Here is a 23,095-nt window from a genome sequence, read left to right as displayed (position 1 = left end):
AATAGTTATTTGGACTTTTCAATATTATATTTCTCCTTGTAATATGCTATTATTGGAGGAAAGGGTCCGTATTTGTGCTGTTCTTGGGAAAAAGTGTCCAGCCAAGGACCATAAGAAGTTGAAACGGGCTTTAATTTCTTATCTGGAAAATCCTCCTTTGTATTGCTCTTTACGGGACGATCAAAACTATTGATGTATCCCGCTACATGATACGCCTCGGCATCGGTAAGTTTTGGATTTTTGTAGGTGGCCAATCCAAAAGGCATATTACTTTTTATAAATTCTGCGGAAGTTATGACCCGATGCATCCCCGCCCCATTGTTAAAACTATCAGGTCCCCACAAAGGTGGATACAAATACCCTTTGGTTGCATCAGGTTTTTTTATGCCCTGTCCGTCCGCACCATGACAGACCACACATTCCTTATCATAGACCGCTTTACCCACGGTCAAATCAACCTTTACTTCAGGTATTTTAATTTTAGGATAGCCTTTGTATTCCTTTTCCTTTTCTTTCGGTAACCCCTCCCCCAACCAATCCATATAGGCTATGATTGCTTTTATCTCCTCAGAATCCTTAGGTAATTTCTTTCCGTTCATGCTTCGCTCCATACAACCATTGATACGGTCCTGTAAATCGCCCATTCTATTTTCACGACCACGAAATTGAGGAAATCGCTTCACGACCCCCACCCATGACCCAGAACCCGCCTGTATTCCATATTGCAAATGGCAATTGGTACAGGATAGATTATTGCCCGCAAATCTATTGTTTGGATCTTCAGCATTTGGCCCCATCTGACCCGAAGTTTCGGAAACCAATAAAAATCCCTTCTTTACGCTAGGAGACATACTTCCATCGTCCCAAGCTTTCAGCACGTTTTTAGGTTGCCAGTCGTCAATTTTTTCTTCAACCAAAAGGGTATCTTCTTTAGGGGATGGAGCGGGCCGATACGTCAACAGTGTAATAAAAAGCACCGTAACCAAGATAAGGACGGTTAGAAACAACCAAAAAAGACGTCTTACCAAATATCCAAAATGCTTCATAACCCAGTTCCCAAAACTTAAAAGACCAACGAAAATAATATTCGGGCCTATGCCATACAGTAACAATTGTTACAAATAAACCTAAAATGAAAGTATATTTTCGTAAACTTACTTGAAAAATTATTGGGACGGAAGATCATAGATACTTTCCCAATCAGATTGGATTAATTGATAAATTCTTTAAAAGTTTTAAGACACATGAAATTTGGAATCAGCGTATTAGTATCTTTATTATGTATGGGTTTTTCCATGGCACAAAAATGGACAACACCGGTTATAGAAGGGTATGGTAAAATTAAAAGTTTTAAGGATGTAGCGGTTCAACCCGACGCTTCCTTGGAGTACAAATTGGTTTTTGATATCACCAGCGAGTCAGAAATGGACGGAGTAAACAAAGGTTTGTGGAAAATTGCCCGACTTATAAATATGCTAGGCTCATCCGGTATTCCTTCTGATAACGTACATATTGTAGCCGCCATTCATGGCGGTGCTACCTTTGCCACATTGAACGACACCAAACATAAAAAAAAGTACGATAAGGCCAATCCCAATACGGAGTTGTTGGGTCTCTTAAAAGACTATGGTGTGGAGCTCTATGTCTGCTCCCAGGCCACAGCTGCCCGAAATATTACTGCTGAGGACCTAAATCCCAATACGGAATTAGCGTTGTCTGCCATGACCGTCTTATCCAACTATCAGTTGAAAGGGTATGCCTTGATGCCATAGGTTTTTCTTAATGAAGGATTTTTGGAACCAAAGATATGCCGAAGAAGAATTCGCTTATGGAAAACAACCGAACGAATTCCTTAAGAAGCAATTGGACCTTTTGGAACCAGGTACCCTTTTACTGCCTGCAGAAGGTGAAGGTAGAAATGCGCTTTACGCATTACAAAAAGGTTGGGAAGTAAGTTGTTTCGATTATAGTGCATCTGCTCAAAAGAAAGCGGAGTTGCTTATTAAACCCTATGGTTTTAATCTTGACTATCAGGTAACCGACGTTTTGGAATATACCACGGAAACATGTTTTGATGTTCTAGGGTTTAGCTACGTCCACTTTCCCAAGGAAATTAGGGCAAGGGCACATAAGCATCTTATTTCATTTCTAAAGCCAGGGGGAACCATCATTTTTGAGGCCTTTTCCAAATCACAAATGGGTAAACCCTCGGGGGGACCTAAAAACACGGATATGCTTTTTTCCATAGAGGAAATCAAAACGGAATTTAAAGGCATTCAATTTACCTATTTAGAAGAGTTAAATATCGTATTGACAGAAGGACACTACCATGTAGGTGAAGCTTCAGTAATCCGGTTTATAGGTAAAAAAGGGGACTGATCAAATCGTCCCCTTTTTACAATAGCTTTCAATAAAAGGCCACACAAAAGTTAATACCTAAAATTTATACTGCATAAAAGCGGAAAAATTTCTTCCCGGGTCGTTAATAGGGGTTCTACTAAAATTAGCCTGATTGTTAAAAGCAAAGTTTAAGTGATTGTTATAGGTAACATCAAACAAATTCAAAACTGCCACTCCTAATGAGACATTTTTGATCAGGTTTACGCCTAGACGAACATCCATTACTTCATAACCCGGCGTTACTTGCTCTCCAAAGGAGGGTGCAATATTTTCTTGCCTGGAGGTAATGGTATAATTGGCATTTGCCCAAAATTTCTCCGCTTCGTAACCCAGTTTAAACCTGCTCATCAATGGGGGTACCAAAGGCAAGGATTCGTTCAAGTCCTTGTTCTTGGCATACACATAGGCCATTTCCGTATTAAAAGTGAAACCATTCCAAAAATCAAATCCCGCCATCACTTCAAACCCGGTTTTATAGGATTCATCCAAATTTTGGAAGACCTTGGGGTTTACCGGTTCATTCGCTGGCATGTACTTTCGGGTCAAGGATTTATCAATGACCGGAACGATATAGTTCTCATATAAAGAGTAATAGAATGAAGTGCTATAGTTGAAACGGGTGCTATTGACATCCGATAAAGCTATTCTTCCCTTAAACCCAATTTCAAACTGATTGTTAACCTCTGCCTTTAAATTAGGGTTTCCTATATATTCATAAGGATCCTGCCCTACTGTAAAATGATTGATTACCCGTTCTATCATATTTGCGGACCTAACTCCCCTACCATAGGCCACTTCCATTATAAATTCTGTTGAAGTTGCATATTTTATGGAAGTTGTTGCACTGATATTATGCTCGGTTCGCTTTTCCAGATCTGGATATAAGGCCAGAAAATCATCCGCCGGATCTTTAATTTCCGAAGTCACATTATCGAAACGTATACCAGATGTCCAAAGCGTCTTTGGGCTTAAGGGATATTTTGTTTCTACAAAAATACCGAGGTCGTTGATATAGGAGTCTTGCCATACTTTATCCACGAATTCCATTGGACTAGGTAAAGGTCCCATCATATTTCTTTTTACCAATCGTGTACGGAACCCGTCCCTAGCAATGTTCAAAAAGTCCAACCCTGAATAAATAGAAAGTTTATCATTTGGCGCTAACTTGAGCTCCAGCTTTCCTCCTGCAGTGGTTGCATCAATTTCAGAAATGGCTTCCGTCATCATAAATGTAGGTCTTTTGGTATTGGACATCACATGGTCCACGTAGCTATAATACGCCTTGGCCGTGATATTTTTTACCAGACCTTGAAGTCCTGCCAACCTATAATCCAGGGACAACATACTGCTATTATCCTCATCGGTATCCATGGGAAGACCGGCATGCAAAACATCCCTTCCATAGGATTGCCGCCAATTGGCCTGTAACCTTTGGTTCCCACTAAAATTATAACCAGCTCTTGCACCGTATTCCAGACTTCTAAAAGAGGAGGGTATTTCCGTTCCGTCACCATCTTTATAATTCCCAAAATCCCTAAACCCGAAAGTTCCCCTGATATCATATTTGGAATTAGCCTGTTGGACTTGGGCAGAGGAGACCATTGAGTTGCCATTACTTTCATACCCTGCATTTACATGCCCGCTAAGGCCATATTCGCCGTCCAAAGGTTTTTGGGTCACCATATTCACAATGCCTCCAAAAGTAGCCCCATATCGCACCGTATATGGACCTTTAATAATTTCAATCTTTTCTATCTCTTCCGGATTGACGTGCGTGGTAATAGGGTCCATTCTATTGGGACAGGCATGCATTACCTTGGTGCCGCCATCAAACTGAACATTTAATTGCTCGTACTGCGAAGCCCTAAAACTAGGGTCAATGGCATAGTTGCCTCTTTTTATTAATGAAAATCCATTGATATCTTGAAATAGATCGGCCACATTCCTAGGTTGAACGATTTTCTTCACATAATCATAGGTTTCCATAGTAAGAACAGGATCGTCCTTGAACTGACCCGTAACTAGAACTCCCTGAATAGGAATAGGTGACTCCTTCAAGGAGATAATCGTAGTTTCCGAGGAAGGATATACCAGCAGTTCCTTGGTCTCGAACCCCATGAAGGATACCTTCAACAACTGCCCGCTTTCATTGATTTGAAGTTCAAAGTTGCCTTGAGAATCCGTGTAGGTAGGTGAACCACCCTTAACCTGAATATGGGCACCGGACAAGCCTTCGTTCTTTATTTCGGATACTATTTTTCCTTTAAAATTTTGTGCATAAGCAAGGTTGACCAGAAGCAACGCCCCTAGTAACCCAAAATACTTTAGATTCATTTTTAATCTTTATAATTATACATAGAATGATTACTGTAGGTACTAGAAGCACCCCAGTAAGTTGAGATGGAGTAAAAATCCTAATGCTTAGGCGGTATAATTATTTTTTTGATTAAGTGGAATCTGTAAAAATCTGAATGAAGAAAACGTTTTATTTTATAAATGGGGAATGTTTCAAAACTTACGGAATCCATGGTATCCAAAAAAAGAATGGTCTCCGTCCTTAGCCAATCCAAATTTAAAGGCTTACGTTCTTCCTGTTCCTTTTTTGCCAACATTTTGGACAGTACACACTTACCGTTACATTGCAACTCCGGTCTCGTTTTATTCTCACAAAATCGTTCTACAAAATCTTCCGTAAACAAGGCATAATAACCCATTGTGCCGGCAATTTTTAAACTACTGGCTAAGGTAATGGTTATGTATAGTATGGATATGATAGCGTTAAACGACTTCATTTTGCAAAAATAAATCCAATAAATGACGAAAATTGTGACTTTGGTCACATAATGAAATAAATAGACTACTTTCTATTACAATACCAGTCCATTATTTTAAAGAGAGTTTTTATAGCTTACCCAATAGCAAACAACCATAGTCCTTGTTAACAACTGTTAAAAATGATATCAGTGTAACCCAAGTTACATTTTCCAGATATTAGATAGATTAATTTTATTAAATATTAATAAATAAATAAATAATATCTATTATGAATCATGAAAATATCATATCTGAAAAATTGATTACAATGCCAAGAATTGGCGATAATGCTCCAGATTTTGAAGCAGTAACTACAAAAGGTAAAATTAAACTTTCTAATTTCGCAAAAGACAAATGGATTGTCATGTTTTCGCACCCGGCAGATTTTACACCGGTTTGTACCACTGAAATGAGTGGGTTCGCCACAAGGAAAAAAGAGTTTGATGCCTTGAATACAGAATTGTTGGGACTTAGTATTGATAGTATACATGCACATTTAGGTTGGGTACAAAACGTACGTGAGAACACTGGAGTATACTTCGATTTCCCAATCATTGCGGACTTGGACATGAAAGTATCCAAACTTTATGGCATGCTTCAACCTAATGAAAGTGAGACAGCAGCAGTACGTGCCGTATTCTTTATCGACCCAGAAAAGAAGATTCGCCTAATCATGTACTACCCTTTAAACGTAGGACGTAATTTGAACGAAATTCTCAGGGCATTGGAAGCTTTACAAACTTCAGATAAATTCAAAGTGGCTATGCCCTTGGATTGGAAAAAAGGGGATAAAGCTATAGTGCCACCGCCAAAAACCTTGGATGAATTGAACCAAAGGTTGGAAGACGATTCTATTGAAAAAATTACTTGGTATCTGGCCAAAAAGAATATTTAAATTAACAATTAGAAATAAGAATGGCATCTTCACAAAAAGATGCCATTCATTTAAAACGATTCTTTTATGATTATAAAACAATTTGAATATAAACCTTTAGCACATTATTCATATGCTATAGTAAGCGATGGAGAAATGGCCATCATTGACCCAGAACGTAGCCCTTTGGAATATTATGAGTTTGCCATAGAAAACAACGCAAAAATAATTGCGGTTATAGAAACACATCCACATGCTGATTTTGTTAGTTCACATCTCCAAATTCACGAAGAAACAGGTGCCGCTATTTATAACAGTGAAAATCTTGGTGCCGACTACCCACATAAAACTTTTGATGAGGGTGATAGTTTTTCTATAGGCAATATAGATGTATCAGCAATAAATACACCTGGACATTCACCTGATAGCATTACGGTGGTCGCCAAGGAAGATGAGCAGACCGTACTTTTTACAGGAGACACTTTATTCATAGGTGATGTTGGTAGACCGGACCTTAGGGAAAAGGCTGGCAAAATGACCGCAAAACGTCAGGAACTTGCCGAAATGATGTACAATACGATTCTGCATAAATTTAATCATTTACCAGATGATGCCTTAGTTTACCCAGCACATGGCGCTGGTTCTTTGTGCGGAAAAAACATGAGTTCTGACAAAAGTAGTACTCTTGGCAACGAAAGAATAGGAAACTGGGCCTTTAAAAATCAAACAAAAGAAGAATTCGTAAATACTTTATTGGACAGTCAACCCTTCATTCCTTCCTATTTTGGTTACAATGTGGATATCAATAAATCAGGTGCCGAAAATGTAAGAAAGGCTACGTCAAATATTGTGTTTAAGTTGAATACTACCGTTGAAGGTTTAATTATTGATACAAGAAATGAGGGCGATTTTAAAAACGGCCACCTGCCGGGAAGTATCAATATCCAGGCAACTTCCAAAAACGATAAATTCGAAACCTGGCTAGGCTCAATTGTAGAACCTAATGAGCGGTTTCATTTGGTTATTGATAAACCAAATGACTTGAATAATTTATTAGAAAGAGTGTCAAAGATTGGTTACGAAACACAATTAATATCCATTATTACCTTGAGTAAGGAACGCTTAATTAAAAGTGCCAATTTGAATCTAGGTGATTTTAAGAATAACCCATCAAATTACACCATTGTTGATATTAGAAATCAAAGTGAGATAAATGATGGAAAGTTCTTTGAGCAAGCTATAACACACCCTCTTAATGAATTAAGGAATACCATGCATGAAATACCTACAGGAAAGCCTATTGTAGTGCATTGCGCAGGTGGCTACAGGAGTGCGGCAGGAAGTAGTATTCTAGAAAGTGGACTTAACAATACAATCATTTTTGACCTAAGTGAAGATGTCAAAAAATTCACTTAAAAATTCATTTTTTCAATTTTGTGTAACAGGGGTTACTTGGCTTTAATACCTTACGGAATACCTTCGAATATAATTTTTTTACGCTATGGATACAGAAATTCTCGCTCGAATACAATTTGCCTTCACAATAGCCTTTCATTACATCTATCCGCCCTTAAGTATTGGAATTGGGCTAATCATGGTCATCATGGAAGGGTTGTACCTGAAAACGGGAAATAAACATTATGAGGTTTTAACGCGTTTTTGGTTAAAGATCTTTGCGATAACCTTTGGTATTGGTGTTGCCACCGGGATTATAATGGAATTCGAGTTTGGAACCAACTGGGCTGTATACTCAAGGTATGTCGGTGATATTTTCGGCAGCGCTTTAGCTGCTGAAGGCCTATTTGCATTTGGATTGGAAAGTGCTTTTTTAGGGGTATTAATATTTGGTTGGAACCGTGTATCGCCCAAGGTGCATTTTATTTCGGCAATAGGGGTGTTTTTGGGTTCCATGTTTTCCGCCGTTTGGATCGTGGTCGCCAATAGTTGGCAACAAACGCCAGCTGGTTATCATATCGTTGGCGAAGGGTTTAACGCAAGAGCAGAGGTCACGGATTTTTGGGCAATGGTATTTAACCCGTCAAGTGTCGATAGAATTATACATGTTTGGCAAGGGGCTTTCCTATCGGGCGCCTTTTTAGTATTAAGTGTACATGCCTATTACCTTCTGAAAGGGAGATATGTGGAAATCTCGAAAAAGGCATTTAAAATAGCCTTAGGGGTGGCAACCGTCATCGCTTTAACGCAATTGATATCAGGGCATAGCTCGGCAGACGGTGTTGCCGAAAATCAACCAGCAAAATTGGCCGCTATGGAAGGGCATTACGAGTCAAATAGCCCAGCGAATATGTACCTCTTCGGATGGGTGGATAATGAGAACCAAGAAATAACGGGAGTAGGCGTACCAGGGGGATTATCTTTTTTGGTACATCAAGACTTTCAAGAGCCAGTTACGGGCTTGAACGCATTTCCAAAAGAAGATCGGCCAAGTCAGGTAAATGCCGTATTTCAATTTTACCATATAATGGTCTCAATCGGCATGTTTTTGATAGGTCTTACTTTATATGCCAGTTATTTATGGTGGAAAGGAAAACTGTTCGATAAAAAATGGTTGCTGCGAATTTTTGCATTCTCCGTACTCTTACCTCAAATAGCCAATCAAGTAGGTTGGTTTGCGGCAGAAATGGGTAGACAACCTTGGATCGTATATGGCCATTTACGAACAAACGAAGGATTTTCGCAAGAGGTATCATCCAATCAAATATTATTTTCTCTGATATTGTTTTTAGTGGTCTATGCAGTACTCTTTCTGTTATTTGTCTATTCGGTAAACAAAAAGATAAAACATGGTCCATATGACGAAGCTAAAAATCCGGATGAATTTTTGAAATACGTTTAAAACCAAATTATGGAAACTTTTTTAGGGGTAGATTACCCAACACTTTGGTACTTCGTGGTCGGATTATTATTTTCAGGCTACGCTATTTTAGAAGGCTTCGATTATGGTGCTGGGGCATGGCATATATTTTTCAGAAAAGACTTAAGTCGTCGTATCTCCATTAACGCTATAGGACCTTTATGGGATGCTAATCAGGTATGGCTCATCATTGGTGGCGGGGCACTCTTTGCAGGATTTCCTGTAATGTATGCTACTATGTTATCCACCATGTATATTCCTTTTATGCTGTTCTTAATGCTTTTGGTTTTACGGTCAGCTGCCATAAAATTTAGAAGTGCGGAAGAAATGAAATGGTGGCGGAAGACTTGGGATATCCTATATTTTACTTCCAATACACTTATAGCCTTTTTATTAGGTGTTGTGCTAGGCAATATATTACAAGGTTTTGAAATAGGAGAAAACTATAGCTATCGGGGCGGTATTTTCTTTTCTTTTTTGAGCCCGTACGCTATTATGGTTGGCTTAACTACGCTTTCCATTTTTATGACCCAAGGTGCTATTTTCTTGTTATTAAAAACGGAGGGCCGTTTACATGCAAGATTAACTTTCTTGTTAAAAAGAGGGATGATTTTTTTTATTATAAGTTTTGCCGTAACCTCTTTGTATACGCTTATATTCATACATGGGGTAACGGATAAATTTAAAGAACAGCCTTTGTTCTTTGTTCTGCCAGTCCTGGCCTTTTTAGCCGTTGCCAATGTACCGAGACTTGTTTCCAAAAAGAAATACGCGCAGGCCTTGGTATTTTCTTCATTGACCATGGCTTTTTTACTGATGTTGGTCGCTTTTCAACTTTATCCGGTTTTGTTGCCTTCCACTATTGACCCAGCATATAGTGTAACCATCTACAACGCTGCATCATCACAGAAATCACTGGGTATTATGTTGACTATTGTGGTAATAGGGGCGCCACTTTTGGCAGGCTATTTTCTCTTTTTGTATAAAACCTTTCATGGCAAGGTTAAATTAGATGACACCAGTTATTAATCAAACTTCTTTTGTTGTATACCTCTTAGACTAGCATTATAAAGGCCCAAAATAAAGACTATAATCTTTTTGAGAATTTTATACTAGGTAAAATATGTTGTCATATTAGTGGTAATATTTCCCTTGGAAGTTAAAATAAGTATTCGTTTAAAATCTGGCAAATGTGACAGAAGTCACATTCGGACTCTAATTCTTATCGTATATTTGCGATAAGCAATATGAAAAGAAGTTTAGAACAAATAGATTATAAAGAAGATACCGAAGCTTTGGCAAAATTTGCAAAAGCTCTGGGGCATCCCACACGTATTGCCATTTTAAAACATCTTGAAAATCAATCCTGTTGTTTTACCGGAGATTTGGTCGATATCTTACCCATTTCCCAATCAACGATTTCACAGCATTTAAAAGAATTAAAAAATGCAGGTTTAATTCAAGGAGAATTAAAACCGCCAAAAATAAAGTACTGTATCAATCAAGAAAACTGGAAGATTGCAAAAACCTTGTTCAACCAATTTTTTGATTGATATTATTTTTAAAAATCTTATCGTCTATTGGCGATAAACAATTTAAATACTATGACCAAAATAATTAAGATTTTAGGAACAGGTTGTCAAAAGTGCAAATCAATGACCGGTGTGGTAAAAGATGTTATAAGGGAAAATAACATTGATGCTACCATTGAAAAAGTAGAGGACATCATAGAAATAATGAAGTACAATGTAATGTCCACCCCTGCATTGGTTGTCAATGAAGAGATTGTTTTAAAGGGTAGAGTACCTACCAAAGCAGAGGTATTGGATTTTTTAAAGAACTAGACCCATATGATGAACTATTCCATTAATGCAGTATCCGAAGCGGCCAATGATGCCATGATTCATGTGAAGCAATCTCACATCGGCTTTGGTACTACCGAAAAAACATCGGCAACCCTCCCAAATCCGGCCGAGCTATTTTTAGGATCTTTTGCAGCCTGTATCTTGAAAAATGTGGAACGCTTTTCGGGAATGATGCGCTTCGGTTATGAAAAAGCCGAACTCGAGGTACGTGCCAAACGTCTTGAAAACCCACCAAGAATGGATTATCTGACCTACGAACTGACCATTTATACACAGGACGAAAAATTGAATAGCGCCCTTTTGAAGAAGAATATCGAAAAGTTCGGAACAATCTACAATACCGTTAAACAAATTTGCGAAATATCCGGCAATATCGTTGTCCGTAAAAATGTTTGATTGGGTCCAACATATAGCCGATTGGTTGGTATATGATGTTTTAAACATGCAGGCCAAAAGTCATTTGGCAGAGGCCCTGAATTTCTTTATTTACGATAGTGCCAAGATTCTTATCCTTCTCTTTGTCGTCATTTTTTTTATGGGGATTGTCAATAGCTATTTCCCTATAGATAAAGTCAAAAACTACCTCTCAAGAAATAAATTGTATGGCTTGGAATACCTGATGGCCAGTGCATTTGGAGTGGTAACCCCATTCTGTTCGTGTTCATCGGTCCCCTTGTTTATCGGCTTCGTAAGAGGTGGCATACCTCTTGGGGTAACCTTTGCTTTCTTGATAACCTCCCCGTTGGTCAATGAAGTGGCTATCGGTCTTTTCATAGGTCTATTCGGAATGAAAACCACGGTACTTTATGTAATTAGCGGTGTACTTCTAGGAACTTTCTCCGGGGCTATCCTTCAAAAACTGAATCTGGAGCATTTACTGACTCCATGGGTTAAAGAGGTTCTGGCCAACGCCCAAAGGGAACAGGATACCTTTCAAGCGGAAAAAAAGACCTTTACAGAGCGACTACCGGTTATCTGGCGGGAGGTAATCAAAATATTGAAAGGTATCATACCTTATGTCATCGTAGGAATCGCAATCGGGGGATTGATGCACGGCTATATTCCCGAAGGCTTCTTTGAGCAATACATGAACAAAGAGAATTTGTTCGCCGTGCCCATAGCCACAATCCTTGCCATACCTATGTACTCCAATGCTTCGGGAATACTTCCCGTAGTTCAGGTATTGGTGGCCAAGGGAATTCCCTTGGGCACTGCAATCGCCTTTATGATGGGTGTTGTCGGACTTTCACTGCCCGAGGCGATGTTGTTAAAAAAAGTGATGTCGATAAAACTCATAGGCATCTTTTTCGGCGTGGTCACCCTATGTATCATTATTTCGGGATACCTCTTTAATCTAATCTTGTAACATTTAAAATATAATTGATGAAACTATTGAAACTTTACGCTGCACTCCTGTTTATCGCATTAGTAACCCAAGTTGGTTTTGCACAACAATCCGGTAAGGTCTATACCGTCGGCGCTATGAACGAGATGGGAAAGAACAACTTTCAGACACAGGTTTGGCTAGACACCCTACCCGACAAATCACACCTTTTTGGCATAGGGCCCTACGACCGAATGAAGGGGGAAATAATGGTCTTTAACGGAAAACCTTTTTATGCTTCCGCTTTGGAGAAAGGAAAATCGGTAGTTGGTCAGAGTTGGGATATACGCTCTCCTTTTTTTGTATACGCCAATGTTTCGGAATGGGAGGCATTTGAACTTTCCGGAGATATTACAGCATTGGAGGATATCCAGAACAAAGTGGCAACCATTGCACAGAAAAACGGCTATGATACCAAGGAGCCCTTCCCTTTTAAAATCATCGGGAGCTTTGATTCCTTAACCACCCATATCGTAACACCGAGAAGTGCCGATGTAGAGGGCTATCGAGAGGATTTCAAGCAACAAGTATTTTTATTTAACAATAGTAGTGGTTCCCTATTGGGGTTTTATTCCGAAAAGCACCAAGGCATTTTCACATCTTCGAAAAGTTACATCCACGTGCATTATTTAAGCAGTGACCAAACTTTTATGGGACACTTGGATAAAATAAATACAGCAGTAAAGGCCCTTACGCTTTTTCTTCCAGTAAGACCAAAAAGCTATAAAACAGGATTTCGCGTAAATGATACTGACTTCTCCAAAGGTCGGTTGGGCAATATCCAAAAAGTGGAACTGAACGATTTGGCAAAGTTACATGGCCATCTTTGCGATGGCTTGGTCGTAGGTCATTTAGCCTTGCAAGAAGCTCTATTAATACTCTACCCTGATGGCATTATCGACCGTACCAATACCCGAATTGTAAGTAAGCCTTCTCCCTGTTTGACCGATGCTGCCGTATATCTTACTGGCGGTCGCTACCAATACAATTCCTTTTATATTTCCGAAGACTTCGACGGATTATTTACGGTACAACGTATCGACAATGGCAAAACGGTTGTTGTACGGATGAACCAGGGCGTCAAACCAGAATCGATTAATCTCCTTGGTACTAAAGCCATAAAAGGCGAGCTAAATTCCTGTGAGTTGGAGGGTCTAAAAGCTATGGAAGATGATTTTTCAGAGAAGCTTCTACGGACGGACCCAAAAACTATTTTTACGGTAGCCGAACTAACCGATTTTGAATGGAATCCTTTATTAAAAAATGATTTTGTGAAAACGGATATTTTGAATAAGGATGCCCGAAAGTGCTCGCAATAAATTGGTTGGGATTCTTAATACCTTCGGTTAACCCGGAATATGCATTAGGGGAGCGTTGTGAAGGTAAAAAGCACAATAAAATAAAGTGGTTTGGAAATTTTAGCATAGCACCGCTATGGTGAAATTGAAAACACAGCGTAGCGTTTTATTTTGAAGCAATTTTTAGCTGTAACAGCTTTTCTAGTGCACAATCCGGGTTTAATTACATCCTACGATTGTTTCAAAATTAATTAAACAACCTTATTTGCTTTGTTAAGTTGCCGGAATATGGACTATAATAGGTTAAGGTTTATTTTTTTTGCCCTCGACATGCTCACCATATACATATACTTTCAGCCCCTGGATTTCACTGGTAAAGTAGATGATAGAGGGCATGGGGAACTTGATTACCTATTTAAAAACTTCCTTAAAAAAACAATGTCCTCTGTAACATAAGTTGCTGTACACCTTAATGATAATCCTGAAATTTACGGGAAGGGATAGGTCTAAGATTACATGACTAGCCACATGTATAAAATATATTTCGTGTATTAGATGTATTCGAAAATCAAATAAAATGTCCAAAATAGTCGTATTGGGAGCTGGTATTGCAGGCCATGTGGCCGCAGCCCATCTTCGCCGTAAATTATCAAAAGAACAAGAGGTAGTAGTTGTATCTCCAAATAGCAATTACCAATGGATACCATCCAATATTTGGGTGGGTATCGGTAGAATGAAATCTAAGGAGATTTTATTTCCGCTAGAACCCTTATACAACAAGAAAGGTATTGGCTATAAACAAGCTAAGGTAACGACCTTTTATCCTGAAGGCGACAAGGAAACCCACAAACCCTTTGTAAGCATTGAATATGTAGTTGGCGAACAAAAAGGACAAAAAGAAAAGGTAACTTACGACTATTTGATAAATGCTACCGGTCCAAAGCTAGCTTTTGATATGACCGAAGGACTAAACCCTGGCACCAACAAAGCATATTCCGTTTGCACGTATTCGCATGCAGAACATGCATGGCATGCATTGGATGACCTTATTCAACAAATGAAAAAAGGTAAAAAAGCCAAAATCTTAATTGGAACCGGACATGCAAAATCTACCTGCCAAGGGGCCGCCTTTGAATATATTTTAAATGTTGAACAAGAGCTAAGACGTCATAAGGTACGTGATAAAGCAGAAATCGTATGGATTGCCAACGAACCTAAATTAGGTGATTTTGGTATGGACGGTATGCTTATGAGTTATGGTAGCAATATCATGAAATCAAGCGAAATGGTAGAAATGGTTTTTGAGGACCGTGGAATTAAATGGATCATTGGCGCCGGAGTCAATAAAATTGAAGACGGCATTGCTTACTATGAAAACCTGGAGGGTGAGTATCTTTCTGAAACGTATGATTTTGCCATGTTGATTCCCGCATTTTCGGGGCATGGTTTTAGGGCGTTTGATAAAGAAGAAAAGGATATCACAGATAAGCTTTTTAAGGGTTTTATGATCGTAGATGCAGATTATACCCCAAAGCCATATGAAGAATGGAGTGTCCAAGATTGGCCAGAAACCTATCAAAATCCATCGTATAAAAATATATTCGCTCCGGGCATTGCGTTTGCTCCTCCGCATGCCATTTCAAAACCTAGAGTTAGTAAAAATGGAACTTCCATTTCACCTTCTCCGCCAAGGACCGGTATGCCCTCTGGAATAACCGCCAAATTGGTAGCGGATAATATTATTGACATCATTAATGGTAAAAAAGAATTACATCACAAAGGATCTATGGGAAATATGGGTGCTGCCTGTATCGCATCAGCGGGATATGGTATGACCAAAGGAAGCGGAATAAGCATTACTACCTTTCCTATTGTACCAGATTATAAAAAGTATCCAGACACCCAGGGAAGGCAATTAAGTAAAACGTTTGGTGAAATCGGTTTGGCAGGGCATTGGTTAAAAATGGCCTTGCACTATGCCTTTCTCTACAAAGCGAAAATGAAACCTTTCTGGTGGCTCATTCCAGAATGAAATAACAGAGGCAAACTAAAAATCAGATAGTATGACACAACGAATATCAAAATCTAAGCGTTTTTTTATGATGAACCCTGTAATCCAATTTTTTAAGTTCATTTGGTTGAGTTTAAGGATATTGGTAATTGTAGCTGGTGGTCATGGTGGAACCCGAAAAACAACTACACCATGACTAAAAGGAGTATAACTCCCACACTATTAGGTATAGGTATTGGTGCCATAGCCGGGTATATTTATTATGTAGAAATTGGTTGTGTGAGCGGCACCTGTGTCATCACCTCTAAACCGGTGAACAGTACCTTGTATGGTGGTCTAATGGGTGGTTTGTTTTTTAATCTCTTAGCTTCACCTAGAAAAAAGAAAACAGACTCAAAAACTTGAGTCTGCTTTAATTGGTTGGTTATTTAAGGGTACTTCATTTAATGGGGTGCCCTTTTAATTTTACTATGGTTCTATAAAATTGTCACAACTCTCAAATACCCAGTAAAACCTACCTCTTCTGGAATAATTGTATTTAGAAACCTAAATTGAGATAGGTAACCTAAGTTACTGTGTACGCTCTTTTATCGCTCTAACTTTGTCATAAATTAAACAAGAATGATAAAGTATACCTATATAGCATTAGCGCTGTTCACCTTTTATACCGGTACGGCACAAGAGGTCAAACCCATTGCCAAAGAAGACATTTTATCTCAGGTAATAGAGAACAACAATACCCTAAAAATGGCCCAACAAGATGTGTTGGCGGCCAAAGGTGATTTTAATCAAACCAATGCCATATTACTGCCGAACATCAGCGTATCACATACGGGAATAGCGACTACCAATCCGTTAATGGCCTTTGGTTCTAAACTGAACCAAGAAATATTGACGGCGGCAGATTTTAATCCAGATTTGTTAAATGACCCCAGGCAAATTGAAGATTATGCTACGCGCGTAGTGGTACAGCAACCCCTGTTAAACTTTGATGGTTTTTTTCAACGTAAAGCCGCCAAGGCCAAATGGAATGCCACCGAACTACAATCTGAACGCACCCAAGAATATTTGGTGCTTGAAGTGGAAAAGGCCTATATGCAATTACAGCTTGCCTATAAAACGGTAGAGGTCTTGCGAAAAGCTCAAGAAACGGCCAAAGAGAACCAACGTATTGCAAACAATAGTTTTCAACAAGGGTACTTGCAAAAATCTGACGTGTTGGCGGTTGAAGTTCGAGTAACGGAAATTGACAATCAATTACAATATGCCAAGAGCAATATACTAAATGCGAGCAACTATATATCGGTAATGACCAGCACTGATGAAAATCAAATTTTAAAACCTACAGATTCTTTAACGGTCCAAGGGGATAACATTACTGATGCGGAATTATCCGAAAACCGAAAAGATATTCAGGCCTTAAACTCGGCTACAGAAGCGTATAAGCAAATGCATAAAGCCGATCAGATGGCATTTTTACCAAGCCTTAATGCCTTTGGAACTTATGAAATGCATGACGACAAGGTTTTTCAAGGCAATGCCAATGGTTATCTATTTGGTGCCGAATTAAAATGGAACCTTTTTGAAGGCAGCAAACGTTTTGGCAAATCCCAAAAAAGTAAGGCAGAATATGATAAGTCCAAATTACAGTTAGAACAATACACTTCTGAAAGTCAGTTAGAATTGAACAAGGCCATACGAGGATTGCAAGACGCCAAAAACAAACTTTCACTTACGGCGTTGGCAATGGAACAATCGAAAGAAGCATTACGCATTCGTGCGAATAGATTTGAGCAAGGCCTGGAAAAAACCACCGACCTGCTCATGGCAGAAACACAGTATGCTCAAAAACAACTGGAGTATTATGCCACTATTTTTCAACATAATTACGCATTGGCGTATGTACAGTTTTTAACCAAAGGATAAACAATAACCCCAACAATAAAAAAGTAAACTCATGAATCATAAAAATTACATCATCGGACTCTTAACGATTTCCTTTTTGGCAAGTTGTGGTAGCGAAGAGAAAAAAAACCTAGCGGATACCGGTACTCCCATAAAGGTGGAAACAAAAACCGTTACCGAGGGCGATAGCCGTCCATTTTTGACCGTAAGCGGAAAGGTAGAAGCGGCCAAAAGCACCAACCTCAGTACCCGAATGATGGGATACGTAGATAAAATCTATGTCAAGGTCGGAGATAAGGTACGAGAAGGTCAGCTCTTAATAAGTGTAAACAATGCCGATGTATCGGCAAAATTGGCACAGGTAAATGCTGGTATTGCCGAAGCGACCGCGGCTTTTACCAATGCCGAAAAAGATTTTAATAGGTATACCACATTGTTTAAGGAAAACAGTGCCTCACAAAAAGAATTGGATGACATTACGGCCAATTATACCATGGCCAAAGCCCGATTGGAGTCTGCCAAGCAAATGAAGAACGAAGTAAATGCTCAAATGGGATACGCGAATATTAGAGCACCTTTCGATGGGGTGATCACCAATAAATTTATTAATGCGGGTGATATGGCCAACCCTGGTATGCCTCTTTTAGAAGTTGAGTCTCCCGGTAAATATCAAATAATGGCCATGGTCCCTGAATCTGAAATTATCGAAATAAAGAATGGTACAGTGGTAACCGTGCAAGTAAAATCTGTGGACAAAATGATAACGGGTAAAGTTACGGAGGTTAGTACCTCCTCCAAAAATACCGGAGGACAGTTTCCGGTGAAGGTAATATTGGACGAATCGGATACGCAAATCCGCTCTGGAATGTACGCTACCGTGCAATTTCCAATGGCGAAAAGCACCACGAGTTCCGCCATTATGATTCCTGTCGATGCCATCGTCAAAAATGGCCAATTGACCGGTATCTATACCGTAAGCCAAAGTAACACCGCCCTATTGCGCTGGGTCCGCCTGGGGCGAACTTTTGGCGATAGGGTGGAGATACTATCTGGCTTGACCGCCGATGAACAATTCATTGTATCGGCAGAAGGTAAATTATATAACGGAGCTAAAATCTCCAAGTAAAAAACAAGTCCGCGTTAGGGATTGCAGCGGTTACCCCACAGGCACTTTTTTGTGCCGAGGAGTATGAGCGAAAAGCCCGGCCAGCTGCCATAAGGCAGGTGGAAACGTCCAAATAAAATAACTAGAAAGCATGAAGGAAGGTTTAGCTGGCAAAATTGCCAAAATGTTTATAGGCAGTAAGTTAACGGTGCTCCTGATGATCGTTTTCATGGTCATTGGGGTGTATAGCTCGTTTTTGATTCCGAGAGAAGAGGAACCACAAATCGATGTGCCTATGGCGGATATTTTCGTAGGGTACCCAGGCGCCAGTCCTACAGAGGTAGAATCGCGTGTGATCAAACCTTTGGAGAAACTGATATCGAACATTAAAGGGGTGGAATATGTGTATTCGACTTCTATGAAGGAACAGGGAATGGTGATCGTGCAGTTTTATGTGGGCGAGGACATTGAGCGCTCATTCGTGAAATTGTACAATGAAATAAACAAGCATATGGATATTATGCCTGCGGGCGTAACCTTCCCTTTGGTAAAAACACGTGCCATTGACGACGTACCCATGCTGGGACTAACGCTTTGGAGTGAAAATTACGATGGCTACGAATTAAGCCAGATGGCCCAGGAGCTGGAAAGTGAGATCAAGAAGGTGAACGATGTGGCCATTACCCATAAAATAGGGAATCAGGACCGCCAGTTACGCGTGGTCTTGGATAAGGATAAATTGGCAGCCAGCGGACTTGATTTCTTGTCGGTTTCCGAAATGATCAAAGCAAACAATGCGCAATTGAGTTCGGGTAGTTTTGATAAAAACGATACTGAATTCTTAGTGAATACGGGCAAATTTTTAGCATCGGTTACCGATGTGGAGAACCTTGTGGTCGGGGTACAGCAGGACCAACCGATTTATTTAAAACAGATTGCCCGTATTATCGATGGGCCTGAAATTCCTCAAAGTTATGTTTCTTTAGGTTTTGGACAGGCCAGTACTAAGGTAGCCGATTATAAATCCGAATATCCTGCGGTGACCATTTCCGTAGCGAAAAGAAAAGGGGCCGATGCCATGAAAATCGCCGATATCGTTATCGATAAGGTAGAACATTTACGCACCACCTTGATTCCTGATGATGTACATGTAGAAATTACTAGAAACTATGGGGAAACGGCATCGCATAAAGTTTCTGAACTGTTGCTACATCTTATTGGCTCTATCATTGCAGTAACCCTAGTGGTGATGTTGGCCATGGGATGGCGAGGTGGTTTGGTGGTTTTTCTATCGGTGCCCATTACGTTTGCCCTTACATTACTGAGCTATTATATGCTCGATTATACCTTAAATAGGATAACGCTTTTTGCCTTGGTTTTTGTGACAGGTATTGTGGTAGATGACTCTATTATTATTGCCGAAAACATGCACCGGCATTTTAGAATGAAGCGACTTCCCTTTAAACAGGCTGCACTCTATGCCATTAATGAAGTAGGCAACCCTACCATTTTGGCCACTTTTACGGTGATTGCTTCAGTTTTACCGATGGCATTCGTGTCGGGATTAATGGGACCGTATATGGCTCCAATGCCCATAGGAGCTTCTATTGCTATGATCTTATCATTGTTCGTTGCTCTGACCATTACGCCGTATTTAGGTTATATTTTTTTAAGGGAAAAAGATAAAAAAGGACAAGAGGAGAAAGTAGAAAAACCACTTGAAGAAACCTACATATACAGAATCTATAACAAATTTGAACGCCCATTAATTGAGAACAAAAACAAGCGTTGGTTGTTTTTAGGATTGACCTTTTTATTGCTCATGGGTTCTATGGTGTTGTTTTTCACCAAATCGGTAGCGGTAAAGATGCTGCCTTTTGATAACAAAAACGAGTTTCAAGTAGTAATCGACATGCCGGAGGGTACTACCCTTGAGCGTACCGGCGTAGTAGCCCAAGAAATTTCACAATACTTAGCTACCCGCTCTGAAGTAGTGAACTATCAAAATTATATTGGTACCTCTGCCCCTATTACCTTCAATGGCTTGGTGCGGCATTACGACCTACGTGGTGGTAGCAATATGGCGGATATACAGGTTAATCTTGTAGATAAGGGCGAGCGTTCCGCGCAAAGCCATGATATTGCCAAATTACTACGGCCGGATATTCAAAAAATTGCAGCCAGATATAATGCCAACGTAAAATTGGTAGAGGTACCACCGGGACCTCCTGTATTGTCTACCATCGTAGCAGAGATTTATGGGCCTGATTACGAGGAGCAAATTAAGCTAGCCAATCACGTGCAAACTATATTAAAGAACACTACGGATGTGGTTGATATCGATTGGATGGTAGAGGCGGACCAAACAGAGTATGAATTCATAATCGATAAGGAAAAAGCGATGCTCTATGGTGTGGCTCCCCAACAGATTGCCTATACCATGAACATGGCACTATCCAACAGGGCCATTACCAATTTATATGATGAAAACGCCAGTAACCAAGTTGGTTTAATATTAGCCCTCGATGAAAAGGAGAAATCTACCATTACCGATATTTCCCAATTAAAGATTACCTCCAAGCAAGGTGGTATGGTGCCCATTGCAGACTTGGTTGACATAAAAGAAACCATAAGCGCAAAAAGCATTTACCGAAAGAACCAAAAACGTGTGGTCTATGTAATGGCCGATATGGCCGGATCCTTAGAGAGTCCTGCATATGCCATTTTAGGAATGGAAGATAAATTGAAGGAAATACCATTACCCGCAGGGTTCGATATTAATGAAATGTACTTGGGCCAGCCAGAATATGAAGATGACTACACCGTAAAATGGGATGGTGAATGGCAAATTACCTTAGAAGTTTTTAGGGATTTGGGTATCGCCTTTTTAGGAGCCATTATTTTAATATACATCTTGATTGTAGGATGGTTCCAAAACTTTAAGGCTCCAGTGGTGATGATGGTGGCCATACCCTTATCATTGATAGGAATTATTTTAGGACATTGGATTATGGGTGCTTTTTTCACTGCTACTTCTTTTATCGGTATGATCGCTTTGGCAGGTATAATGGTACGTAATTCGGTCCTACTTATCGATTTCATCAACTTACGTTTAGAGGAAGGGGTACCCATTAAACAAGCGGCAATCGAAGCAGGTGCAGTGCGAACAACTCCTATTTTGCTCACCGCCGGCACCGTTGTAATTGGTGCATTCGTTATCCTTTTTGATCCTATTTTCCAAGGGTTGGCTATTTCTCTAATGGGCGGAACAATCGTCTCCACTGTATTGACTCTTTTAGTGGTGCCCTTAGTGTATTATATGATAGAACGTAAAAATTACCCAGAAGTAGAAAACATCGAAAATACCAGTAACACTAAAGAATAAAAAATATACCTATGAAACTACTCATTGTCACCGTTGTAGAAGAATTTGAAAAAGATATTATACGTCTCTTTAAAAAAGCCGACATAGAAAGTTTTAGCGGCTCAGATATCGAAGGTTTTAAAAATCATATGGCTTTGGTGAGGACCGCCAGTTGGTTTTCAAGCGAAAAAAGTGGTGTGCAGTCCAGCTTATTTTTCTCTTTTACCGAAAACGAGAATATTGACACCCTGTTTACACTCATCAAAGCGTTTAATGAAAATTTAAAAACCAATAACCCTATCAAAGCGGTTGTGGTTCCAATTGAAAAATCCATTTAAAATTAAAAAAATGCTGAATACCTATTTTAGAGTTATCGTTGGAACATTTATTTTGCTTAGCGTTGTTTTAGCCATCTATGTAAATATCAATTGGCTATGGTTTACGGTATTTATTGGCGTTAATTTAATTCAATCTGCCTTCACCAAATGGTGTTTACTGGAAACCATTCTTTTAAAACTAGGTTTGAAAAAAAATTAAAACCGTGAACTAGTTCAGTTAAGAGTCCATATCCATTTTCTGTAACCAATGTTACATACAATAACCTGATCAATATCATATATTTGTTCTATAAAAATTGTTATGGACTGGATTTATGAACCTTGGCCTTGGTATGTGGCCGGCCCTTTAATAGCACTTACCATGTTTTTACTGCTGTATGCAGGAAAGCAATTTGGTATGTCTTCTAACTTAAGAACTATGTGTTCTATTGGTGGTGCTGGAAAATACAGTGATTTCTTTAAATTCGATTGGAAATCACAACGTTGGAACCTCACGGTTGTTCTTGGTTCGGTTATCGGTGGTTTTATAGCATCACAATTCTTATCCAATAATACTGTTGAAATAAATCCTAAAACTACAACTCATCTTTCGCAAGATTACGGAATCGAAAGTGCCGGTTCTGCCTATTTGCCAACAGAACTTTTTGCATCCGAAAATTTAGCGGACCCCTTTGTTTTGATCATTTTAATTTTAGGTGGTTTTTTGGTTGGCTTTGGAGCCCGTTATGCCGGTGGATGTACCAGTGGTCATGCTATTTCTGGCCTTAGTAATCTGCAACTACCTTCCTTGATTGCGGTCATCGGTTTTTTTATTGGTGGCCTTGTTATGGTTCACCTTTTATTCCCCCTAATTTTTAGTTAA

22 protein-coding genes are annotated in these 23,095 nt (G+C 39.5%); 19 read left to right on the top strand and 3 right to left on the bottom strand.

The window, feature by feature from the left end:
• Positions 1-5: 5 nt before the first annotated feature.
• Positions 6-1,046 carry a c-type cytochrome gene (locus tag PP182_RS11495; RefSeq protein ID WP_272651397.1) on the bottom strand — a complete coding sequence of 347 codons (1,041 nt, stop codon included), beginning with the start codon at positions 1,044-1,046 and terminating at the stop codon, positions 6-8.
• A 198-nt stretch (positions 1,047-1,244) separates the two neighbouring features.
• On the opposite strand from PP182_RS11495, the gene PP182_RS11490 reads away from it, so the two are divergent.
• Positions 1,245-1,772 carry a DsrE family protein gene (locus PP182_RS11490; protein ID WP_272651396.1) on the top strand — a complete coding sequence of 176 codons (528 nt, stop codon included), beginning with the start codon at positions 1,245-1,247 and terminating at the stop codon, positions 1,770-1,772.
• Positions 1,773-1,782: 10 nt separating this feature from the next.
• The gene (locus PP182_RS11485; protein WP_272651395.1) at positions 1,783-2,379 is read left to right on the top strand and encodes a class I SAM-dependent methyltransferase; all 597 of its coding nucleotides are present in this window, start codon (positions 1,783-1,785) and stop codon (positions 2,377-2,379) included.
• Positions 2,380-2,436: 57 nt separating this feature from the next.
• Here the strand turns inward: PP182_RS11485 and PP182_RS11480 are convergent, their stop codons facing one another.
• Together PP182_RS11480 and PP182_RS11475 are read right to left on the bottom strand one after the other, a co-directional pair.
• Positions 2,437-4,734, bottom strand: a complete 2,298-nt coding sequence (locus tag PP182_RS11480) for a TonB-dependent receptor (RefSeq protein WP_272651394.1) — start codon at positions 4,732-4,734, stop codon at positions 2,437-2,439.
• Between the two features lie 80 nt (positions 4,735-4,814).
• Positions 4,815-5,192 (bottom strand): hypothetical protein, encoded by a 378-nt coding sequence (locus PP182_RS11475; protein WP_272651393.1) that lies wholly within the window; start codon positions 5,190-5,192, stop codon positions 4,815-4,817.
• A gap of 251 nt (positions 5,193-5,443) precedes the next feature.
• Here PP182_RS11475 and PP182_RS11470 point away from each other — a divergent pair, with 251 nt between their 5' ends.
• The 17 genes from PP182_RS11470 to PP182_RS11390 all read left to right on the top strand — a co-directional run bounded on the left by PP182_RS11470 (position 5,444) and on the right by PP182_RS11390 (position 23,095).
• Complete coding sequence (locus tag PP182_RS11470; RefSeq protein WP_272651392.1) at positions 5,444-6,109, top strand: peroxiredoxin; 666 nt, start codon at positions 5,444-5,446, stop codon at positions 6,107-6,109.
• A 66-nt stretch (positions 6,110-6,175) separates the two neighbouring features.
• Complete coding sequence (locus PP182_RS11465; protein ID WP_272651391.1) at positions 6,176-7,504, top strand: MBL fold metallo-hydrolase; 1,329 nt, start codon at positions 6,176-6,178, stop codon at positions 7,502-7,504.
• Positions 7,505-7,589: 85 nt separating this feature from the next.
• The gene (locus PP182_RS11460; RefSeq protein WP_272651390.1) at positions 7,590-8,945 is read left to right on the top strand and encodes a cytochrome ubiquinol oxidase subunit I; all 1,356 of its coding nucleotides are present in this window, start codon (positions 7,590-7,592) and stop codon (positions 8,943-8,945) included.
• Between the two features lie 9 nt (positions 8,946-8,954).
• On the top strand, positions 8,955-9,992 hold the full coding sequence (cydB, locus tag PP182_RS11455; protein WP_272651389.1) for a cytochrome d ubiquinol oxidase subunit II: 1,038 nt from the start codon (positions 8,955-8,957) through the stop codon (positions 9,990-9,992).
• 218 nt (positions 9,993-10,210) lie between these two features.
• Positions 10,211-10,516, top strand: coding sequence for an ArsR/SmtB family transcription factor (locus PP182_RS11450; protein WP_272651388.1), 306 nt, complete (start codon positions 10,211-10,213; stop codon positions 10,514-10,516).
• Between the two features lie 51 nt (positions 10,517-10,567).
• Positions 10,568-10,807: a thioredoxin family protein gene (locus PP182_RS11445; RefSeq protein WP_272651387.1), complete on the top strand. Its 240-nt coding sequence runs from the start codon at positions 10,568-10,570 to the stop codon at positions 10,805-10,807.
• Between the two features lie 6 nt (positions 10,808-10,813).
• Positions 10,814-11,224 carry an OsmC family protein gene (locus PP182_RS11440; RefSeq protein ID WP_272651386.1) on the top strand — a complete coding sequence of 137 codons (411 nt, stop codon included), beginning with the start codon at positions 10,814-10,816 and terminating at the stop codon, positions 11,222-11,224.
• Positions 11,217-12,194 carry a permease gene (locus PP182_RS11435; RefSeq protein ID WP_272651385.1) on the top strand — a complete coding sequence of 326 codons (978 nt, stop codon included), beginning with the start codon at positions 11,217-11,219 and terminating at the stop codon, positions 12,192-12,194. Before PP182_RS11440 ends, PP182_RS11435 begins: the two co-directional genes overlap by 8 nt.
• Positions 12,195-12,211: 17 nt before the next feature.
• Complete coding sequence (locus tag PP182_RS11430; protein WP_272651384.1) at positions 12,212-13,531, top strand: acetolactate decarboxylase; 1,320 nt, start codon at positions 12,212-12,214, stop codon at positions 13,529-13,531.
• Positions 13,532-14,087: 556 nt separating this feature from the next.
• Positions 14,088-15,542: an NAD(P)/FAD-dependent oxidoreductase gene (locus PP182_RS11425; protein WP_272651383.1), complete on the top strand. Its 1,455-nt coding sequence runs from the start codon at positions 14,088-14,090 to the stop codon at positions 15,540-15,542.
• A gap of 171 nt (positions 15,543-15,713) precedes the next feature.
• Positions 15,714-15,926 (top strand): DUF6132 family protein, encoded by a 213-nt coding sequence (locus PP182_RS11420; protein WP_272651382.1) that lies wholly within the window; start codon positions 15,714-15,716, stop codon positions 15,924-15,926.
• Between the two features lie 216 nt (positions 15,927-16,142).
• Positions 16,143-17,447 carry a TolC family protein gene (locus tag PP182_RS11415; RefSeq protein WP_272651381.1) on the top strand — a complete coding sequence of 435 codons (1,305 nt, stop codon included), beginning with the start codon at positions 16,143-16,145 and terminating at the stop codon, positions 17,445-17,447.
• Between the two features lie 31 nt (positions 17,448-17,478).
• Positions 17,479-18,552 (top strand): efflux RND transporter periplasmic adaptor subunit, encoded by a 1,074-nt coding sequence (locus PP182_RS11410; protein ID WP_272651380.1) that lies wholly within the window; start codon positions 17,479-17,481, stop codon positions 18,550-18,552.
• Between the two features lie 130 nt (positions 18,553-18,682).
• Positions 18,683-21,916, top strand: coding sequence for an efflux RND transporter permease subunit (locus PP182_RS11405; protein ID WP_272651379.1), 3,234 nt, complete (start codon positions 18,683-18,685; stop codon positions 21,914-21,916).
• 11 nt (positions 21,917-21,927) lie between these two features.
• Positions 21,928-22,233, top strand: a complete 306-nt coding sequence (locus PP182_RS11400; RefSeq protein WP_272651378.1) for a hypothetical protein — start codon at positions 21,928-21,930, stop codon at positions 22,231-22,233.
• Between the two features lie 10 nt (positions 22,234-22,243).
• Positions 22,244-22,432: a YgaP family membrane protein gene (locus PP182_RS11395; protein ID WP_272651377.1), complete on the top strand. Its 189-nt coding sequence runs from the start codon at positions 22,244-22,246 to the stop codon at positions 22,430-22,432.
• Between the two features lie 102 nt (positions 22,433-22,534).
• Positions 22,535-23,095, top strand: coding sequence for a YeeE/YedE family protein (locus PP182_RS11390; RefSeq protein ID WP_272651376.1), 561 nt, complete (start codon positions 22,535-22,537; stop codon positions 23,093-23,095).

It is taken from the genome of Maribacter sp. PR1, from assembly GCF_028464145.1.
In the GTDB taxonomy this organism is placed as follows: domain Bacteria; phylum Bacteroidota; class Bacteroidia; order Flavobacteriales; family Flavobacteriaceae; genus Maribacter.
This window is presented reverse-complemented; position numbering and strand designations above follow the sequence as displayed.